Source organism: Microbacterium sp. ISL-103 (assembly GCF_018613995.1).
In the GTDB taxonomy this organism is placed as follows: domain Bacteria; phylum Actinomycetota; class Actinomycetes; order Actinomycetales; family Microbacteriaceae; genus Microbacterium.
The window spans coordinates 1-7161 of record NZ_JAGGPD010000410.1; the positions used below are offsets into that span (position 1 = coordinate 1).

General features: G+C 66.8%; 9 protein-coding genes. 4 read left to right on the plus strand and 5 right to left on the minus strand.

Annotated elements, in window-relative coordinates:
• A partial coding sequence (locus tag J7E68_RS14670; RefSeq protein WP_215173775.1) for a glutathione peroxidase occupies positions 1-423 on the plus strand: 423 nt, incomplete at its 5' end.
• Here J7E68_RS14670 and J7E68_RS14675 read toward each other — a convergent pair.
• Entirely contained in the window at positions 420-1118 is a 699-nt protein-coding gene (locus J7E68_RS14675) for a DsbA family protein (protein WP_215173777.1), read from the minus strand. The two genes, J7E68_RS14670 and J7E68_RS14675, sit on opposite strands and share 4 nt — an antisense overlap.
• Before the next feature lie 53 nt (positions 1119-1171).
• Between J7E68_RS14675 and J7E68_RS14680 the strand changes: the two genes are divergently transcribed.
• Positions 1172-1783: an AAA family ATPase gene (locus tag J7E68_RS14680; RefSeq protein WP_215173779.1), complete on the plus strand. Its 612-nt coding sequence runs from the start codon at positions 1172-1174 to the stop codon at positions 1781-1783.
• Here the strand turns inward: J7E68_RS14680 and J7E68_RS14685 are convergent.
• Entirely contained in the window at positions 1723-2526 is an 804-nt protein-coding gene (locus tag J7E68_RS14685; RefSeq protein ID WP_215173781.1) for an isoprenyl transferase, read from the minus strand. The two genes, J7E68_RS14680 and J7E68_RS14685, sit on opposite strands and share 61 nt — an antisense overlap.
• Positions 2523-3269 carry a DNA repair protein RecO gene (gene recO / locus J7E68_RS14690; RefSeq protein WP_215173783.1) on the minus strand — a complete coding sequence of 249 codons (747 nt, stop codon included), beginning with the start codon at positions 3267-3269 and terminating at the stop codon, positions 2523-2525. The genes J7E68_RS14685 and recO overlap by 4 nt, the downstream gene beginning before the upstream one ends.
• 34 nt (positions 3270-3303) lie before the next feature.
• Between recO and J7E68_RS14695 the strand changes: the two genes are divergently transcribed.
• On the plus strand, positions 3304-3999 hold the full coding sequence (locus tag J7E68_RS14695; protein ID WP_215173785.1) for a TRIC cation channel family protein: 696 nt from the start codon (positions 3304-3306) through the stop codon (positions 3997-3999).
• A gap of 73 nt (positions 4000-4072) precedes the next feature.
• On the opposite strand, the gene leuA is transcribed toward J7E68_RS14695, so the two are convergent.
• Positions 4073-5827, minus strand: coding sequence for a 2-isopropylmalate synthase (leuA, locus tag J7E68_RS14700; RefSeq protein WP_215173787.1), 1755 nt, complete (start codon positions 5825-5827; stop codon positions 4073-4075).
• A 198-nt stretch (positions 5828-6025) separates the two neighbouring features.
• Here leuA and J7E68_RS14705 point away from each other — a divergent pair, with 198 nt between their 5' ends.
• Positions 6026-6664, plus strand: a complete 639-nt coding sequence (locus J7E68_RS14705) for a hypothetical protein (RefSeq protein WP_251049025.1) — start codon at positions 6026-6028, stop codon at positions 6662-6664.
• Here the strand turns inward: J7E68_RS14705 and J7E68_RS14710 are convergent.
• Positions 6661-7161 (minus strand): zinc-binding dehydrogenase (locus J7E68_RS14710; RefSeq protein ID WP_215173792.1); only part of this gene is annotated, 501 nt, incomplete at its 5' end. The two genes, J7E68_RS14705 and J7E68_RS14710, sit on opposite strands and share 4 nt — an antisense overlap.

Consider the following 7161-nt stretch of genomic DNA (forward strand, 5'->3'; position numbering starts at 1 on the left):
GGTGCCGAAGTGGTGCTCGTGGTCAACGTCGCCTCGAAGTGCGGCCTCACCCCGCAGTACGAGCAGCTCGAAGAGCTGCAGCGGCTGTACGGCGACCGCGGGTTCAGCGTCGTCGGCTTCCCCTGCAACCAGTTCTTCGGCCAGGAGCCGGGGTCTGTCGACAAGATCCTCGAGTTCTGCTCGACCACGTACGGTGTCACCTTCCCCATCAACGACAAGGTGAAGGTCAACGGCAAGAACGCGACCGACCTCTACAAGTCGCTGAAGGAGACCCCGGATGCGGGTGGCAAGGCCGGTCGGGTCGAGTGGAACTTCGAGAAATTCCTCGTGCTGCCCGACGGAGAGGTCGTCCGGTTCCGCCCGAAGCAGAAGCCGAACGACCCCGAGATCGTCGGCGCGATCGAAGCAGCGCTGACCCGCTAGACGGCGGCGGCTTCGGCTTCCGTCTCCGGCTCGGCCTCGCCACGCTTGGCCCAGAGGTCGCGGAGGACGTTCTCGAACGCCGCCGGCGGCTGGGCGCCGCTGATGCCGTACTGGCCGTCGATCACGAAGAACGGCACGCCCTGGATGCCGTAGGCCTGGGCCTGCGCCTGATCCTGGCGGACGTCTGCGAGGTGCCGCGATGACACGAGTGCGTCGCGGGTGTCGTCAGGGTTGAGTCCGACCTCGACGGCGAGCTCGACGAGATCGTCGATGCGGCCGACGTGCTTGCCCTCGGTGAAGTACGCGGACATGAGCCGCTCCTCCATCTCGTGCTGCACACCCTGCTCCTTCGCGAAGTGCAGCAGCTCGTGCGCCTTCACGGTGTTCGTGTGCTGAAGAAGATCGAATCGGTACGCGAGTCCTGCGTTCTCGGCGACACCCGTGACGTTGGCGAGCATCTGCTCGACCTGCTCGCGCGGCATCCCCTTGTGGCCCGAGAGGAAGTCGATCTCGTCTCCGTCGAAGTCGACGGGAGTGTCGGGTGACAGCTCGAACGAGTGGAAGGTGATGTTCACCTGAGGGGCGTCGTCGTCGGAGGCTACGGCTTCGAGTCCCTTCTCGAGGTTGCGCTTGCCGATGTAGCACCAGGGGCAGGCGATGTCGGACCAGATGTCGATCGAGATGGCTTCAGTCACATTGACATCCAACCGTATGCACCTATGGGCTATTCCGTCGTTAGGATTCTCAGATGCTCTCCGCCGTCGATCCGCTGCCGCTCAGCCCCGAGAGAGTGCTCGTCGCCGGAGTCACGGGTTCGGGGAAGACGACGTTGGCGCGTCGGATCGCTGCACTGTGGAACCTCCGGCACGTCGAGATCGACGGATTGTTCCATGGTGAGAACTGGACGCCGCGACCGACCTTCATCGACGATGTGCGCGCCTTCGCTGCGGACGATCGCTGGGTCACCGAGTGGCAGTACACCAGCAAGGGCACCGACGAGATACTCGCACCGCGCGCGCAGCTCGTGATCTGGCTCGACTACCCCTACCGGGTGGTTCGCACACGCCTGCTGCGCCGCACGATCGGGCGCAGCATCCTGCGCACCCGGATGTGGAACGACAACGTCGAGAAGCCGATCTGGCGGATGTTCTCCGGGGATCCTGAAGAGAACATCGTCGCCTGGCAGACCAAGACACTGCACAAGTGGACCGAGCGCATGCCCGACGTGACGCGCGACCACCCGCACCTGACCATCGTGCGCTTTCGGCACCCGCGCGAGACCGAGCGGTGGCTGCGTGTTCAGGCAGGCGCGTCAGGCGTGTCGATCGCTCCGCCGAAGCGGCGGTCGCGCGACAGGTAGACGCCGATCGCACGCCACAGCTCTTCTCGGGAGAAGTCGGGCCAGAGGGTGTCGAGGAACACCATCTCGGCGTACGCCGCCTGCCACAGCAGGAAGTTCGATGTGCGCTGCTCACCCGAGCTGCGCACGAACAGGTCGACATCCGGCATGTCCGGCACGTAGAGGTTGCGACGGATCATCTTCTCGCTGATCGCGTTCGGCTTGACGCGGCCCGCCGCGACATCGGCGGCGATCGAGCGCATGGCATCGACGAGCTCGATGCGGCCGCCGTAGTTGACGCACATCGTCAGCGTGAGCACGTCGTTGTCTCGGGTGAGCTGCTCGGCGTACTGCAGTTCCTTGATGACGCTGCCCCAGAGACGCGGCTTGCGACCGGCCCACCGCACCCGCACGCCCCACTCGTTCAGCTGGTCGCGTCGCCGGTGCAGCACGTCGCGGTTGTATCCCATGAGGAAACGGACCTCTTCCGGGGACCGCGCCCAGTTCTCGGTCGAGAACGCGTAGACCGAGAGGTGCTTCACCCCGGCCTGAATAGCGCCGGCGACCACGTCGAGGAGCACCTCCTCCCCCGCCTTGTGCCCTTCGATGCGGTTGAGGCCGCGACGATTCGCCCAGCGACCGTTGCCGTCCATCACGATCGCGACATGCTCCGGCACCGCAGGGAACGTCGGCGGGTGGACGCCCGTCCAGTCGAGCGGGCGATAGGCCACGGCATCCTTGTGCGTGTAGGGCTTGGGACTCACCGTGCTCCTTCTCGGGGGATGTCGGCGACGAGGTGCGCGAGCGAGCGGATGCCGCGTTCCAGGTGCCATTGGGCATAGGCGGCCACGAGGCCGGAGGCTGCGGCGTTGTCGGCGTGGGGTGCGGCATCGATCGCGTCCCACTCGCCTGACATGAGCGATCGCAGGAGCGACAGAGTCTTCTCGGCGACCTTCGGACTGCCCGCCGGTGCGCAGTTCGCGCACACCGCTCCACCCAGCTGTCCGACGAAGTGCACATGCGGTCCGGGTGCCGCGCACCGCGCGCAGTCGCCGAGGGAAGGCGCCCAGCCCGAGAGCGCCATGACGCGCAGAAGGTAGGAGTCGAGGATGCTGCGGGGAGAGTGCTCGCCACGCGACAGCGCACGCAGACCACCGACGAGCAGCAGGTACTGCTCGGGGGTCGCCTCGGAGTCGCTGAGCCGGTCGGCCGTCTCGACCATCGCGTTGGCCGAGGTGAAGCGGTCGTAGTGCGCCGCGATGTCGGATCCGTACGAGCCGAGCGACTCCGCCTGCTGCACGATGTCGAGGGTGCGGCCCTGGTACAGCTGCACATCGGCGACCATGAACGGCTCGAGACGCGAACCGAACTTCGAAGAAGTGCGACGGACGCCCTTCGCGACGGCTCGGATCTTTCCGTGCCGCCGCGACAGCATCGTGACGATGCGATCCGCCTCACCCAGCTTGTGGGTGCGCAGGATCACCGCTTCGTCTCGGTAGGTGGGCACCCTTCGATTATCCTCCGTGCGGGAGAATAGAGGGGTGACCGAACCGCTCTTCATCATTCCGCTCTGGGCGGACCTGCTCGGCGTCGGCCTCGGCGGAGTGCAGGGCGCGATGTTCGCCTCGGGATTCCAAGGCCAGCGCCGCCTCGACTGGCTCGGCGTCGCGATCATCGGGATCATGATCGGCATGGGCGGTGGGCTCATCCGCGACATCCTGCTCGGCCAGACGCCCGCGACGCTGCAGAGCAACTGGTACCTGCTCACCGCCACCGGCGCCTCCCTGCTCGGGATGCTGCTGGCCGGTCTCTTCAATCGACTGAACACCGTGATCGTCGTCCTCGACGCCGTCGTCATCGGCATGTTCGGAGCGTTCGGCACGAGCAAGGCGCTCGCGCTCGGAATCCCGCCGGTGCCCGCCGTGTTCATCGGCGTCTGCGCTGCCGTCGGAGGCGGTGTGCTGCGCGACATGCTGATGGGACTGCCGACGTCGATCATGCATGTCGGCTCGCTCTATGCGGTCGCCGCCGGGGCCGGATGCGTCTTCATCGCGACCGCCAACGCCCTCGGGATGTCGATCACCCTCGCGGCGATCCTCGGAATCGTCGTGACCGCCGTCATCCGCGTGCTCGCCGTCAGCTTCGACGTCTCCCTTCCCGAGCAGCGACGCCTCTACCGCCGCAAGGTCGCCGCCGAGACCGGTGTGATCCAGGTCGTGAGGCCCAGCGCCGAGTGACGGCGACGTTCGCCCTCGACGAGAACGCCCCACCCGATGCACAGCATCGGGTGGGGCGTTCGTCTCGACGGGGTCAGACCGCCGCGAGCTCCAGCTGGCGGGTGCGGATCGAGCGGTTGACGCCCGAGACGATCGCCTTGAGGGATGCGGTCGAGATGTCGCCGTCGATGCCGACGCCCCACAGGCGCTGGTCGCCGACCTGCAGCTCGACGTAGGCCGCGGCCTGCGCGTCGCCACCGGCGCTGAGAGCGTGCTCGACGTAGTCATAGAGCGTGATGTCGAAGCCCTGACCGCGCAGGACCTCGATGAACGCGGCGATCGGGCCGTTGCCGTTGCCGGCGACGGCGACCTGCTGGTCGTCATCGCGCAGCGTCACATCGAGCACGACGTCACCCGACATGTCGCTGCGGGTCTGGGTCGAGAGCAGCTCGAACCGGCCCCACTTGGCCTCGGTGTCGGCGGCGGGCAGGTACTCGTCGTTGAAGATCGACCAGATCTGCTCGCTCGTGACCTCGCCGCCCTCAGCGTCGGTCTTGGTCTGGACGACACCCGAGAACTCGATCTGCAGCTTGCGTGGCAGGTCGATCGCGTGATCGGCCTTCAGCAGGTACGCGACGCCGCCCTTGCCCGACTGCGAGTTGACTCGGATGACGGCCTCGTACGAACGGCCGAGATCCTTCGGGTCGACCGGCAAGTAGGGAACGGCCCACTCGATGTCATCGACAGTGACGCCTTCGGCCTCGGCACGGACGGCCATCGCCTCGAAGCCCTTCTTGATCGCGTCCTGGTGCGATCCGCTGAACGCCGTGAAGACCAGGTCGCCGGCCCACGGGCTGCGCTCGGGCACCGGCAGCTGGTTGCAGTACTCGACGGTGCGCTTGACCTGATCGATGTCGCTGAAGTCGATCTGCGGGTCGATGCCCTGCGTGAAGAGGTTGATGCCCAGTGCCACGATGTCGACGTTTCCCGTGCGCTCGCCGTTGCCGAACAGGCAGCCCTCGATGCGGTCGGCACCGGCCATGTAGCCGAGCTCGGCAGCGGCGATCGCCGTGCCGCGGTCGTTGTGCGGGTGCAGCGACAGGATGACGTTCTCACGGTGGGCGAGGTTGCGGCTCATCCACTCGATCGAGTCGGCGTAGACGTTGGGCGAGGCCATCTCGACGGTCGCCGGCAGGTTGCGGATGACCTTGCGGGCGGGGGTGGGCTCGAAGATCTCGATGACCTGGTTGCAGACGTCGACCGCGAACTCGAGCTCGGTGCCCGTGTAGCTCTCGGGCGAGTACTCGTAGTAGACCTGGGTGTCGGGGATCGTCTTCTCGTACTGACGGCACAGGCGCGCGCCCTCGAGTGCGATGTCGATGATGCCCTGCTTGTCGGTGCGGAACACGACCTCGCGCTGCAGCACGCTCGTCGAGTTGTACAGGTGCACGATCGCCTGCTTCGCACCCGCGATCGATTCGTAGGTGCGGGCGATCAGATGCTCGCGCGCCTGCGTCAGGACCTGGATCGTGACATCGTCGGGAATCAGGTTCTCTTCGATGAGCTGACGGACGAAGTCGAAGTCGGTCTGGCTCGCCGACGGGAACCCGACCTCGATCTCCTTGTAGCCCATGCTGACGAGCAGCTCGAACATGACGCGCTTGCGTTCGGGCGACATCGGATCGATGAGCGCCTGGTTGCCGTCGCGAAGATCGACCGCACACCATCTCGGCGCCTCGCTGATGCGAGCGTCCGGCCAGGTGCGGTCAGGCAGGTTGACGGTGATCTGCTCGTGGTACGGCCGATACTTGTGGATCGGCATCCCGGACGGGCGCTGAGTGTTCTGCATGATGGGGCTTCTTCTCTTCGTCAGAAATGTGAACGGGCCAACACAAGCGCCGCGACGAGGAAGGCCCTGGCTTTAGGACTCGTCGCGGCAGCTAAGAAGAAGCAGACCGCCGAAAGGCATGCGGCCATGGTAGCAGGGATGCCGATCGGCTTCGGACCGACCCGTGAGACGATCCGACGACCCGCGACACTGTCGGGTATGAGCACATCGCACAGCCGCATGCTTCTCGCCGCAGCCGCCCTCGCGGGCGTGCTGGGGCTCACCGCGTGTTCGACCGGACCGGGCTCGTCCCCTGCGCCGACGAGCTCGGCCTCTCCGTCGTGGGATGCCGCCGATGTCACACCGCCCGAGGGAAGAGTGATCGGCACCGGCACGGTGCTGGACGTGTCGGGCGAGACGCAGCTGTGCCTCGGCGCGGTGGCCGAGTCGTACCCACCGCAGTGCGCGGGGATCCCGCTCGAGGGCTGGACGTGGAACGGGGTCGAGGGCAGCGAGACCAGCGGCGAGACCACCTGGGGCGCCTACGCCGTCTACGGGACGTTCGACGGCGAGCGTTACACCGTCACCGACCCTCCGATCATGCTCGCGCTCTACGATCCCATCCGGCCGGAGGATCCGACGGGCGGTGTCGACGGCACGAGTTCCGAGGCCGATCTGACTCGGGTGCAGGACGAGATGTCGACGTCGTTGGGACGCGAGGCGCTCAGCCTCTGGACCGAGCGCGGGTACGTCTGGGTGCAGGTCGTGTGGGACGACGGCTCGTTGCAGGACGCTGTCGATGCGGAGTACGGCGACGGCGTCGTGATCGTCGCCTCGGCGCTGCGCGAGATCGACTAGTCCGACGGGATCAGGGCGAGCTTGCCGCCGGGATGCCCCTCAGCGAGAACCGCGAGCGCCGCGGGGGCGTCTTCCAACGCGAACGTCTTCGCCACGGGAACCACGAGATCTCCATTCTGGGCGAGAGCGATCAGCTCACCTCGCACCTCGTCTCGGAACCGAGCGCTGTCCGGCATCGAACCGGCGATCACCCGGATGCCGTCGGATGCCGCCCTGTGCATCGCCGCGATCGTCACGATGCGCCCCCGGTCGGCGACCAGCTCGAGTGATACGTCGACGGCTTCGTCCGTGCCGACCGCATCGAGCGCAGCCGAGATTCCGGCGGCACCCGCAGCGTCTCTGACGCGATCCGCGAGGCCCGATCCGTAGGCCACAGGGATCCCGCCGAACTGACGGACGACATCGAATCGCCCGGCACTCGCGGTGCCGATCACGCGGATGCCGCGAAGCGCTGCCTGCTGCAACACGCTCACCCCGACGGCACCGGAAGCGCCGTG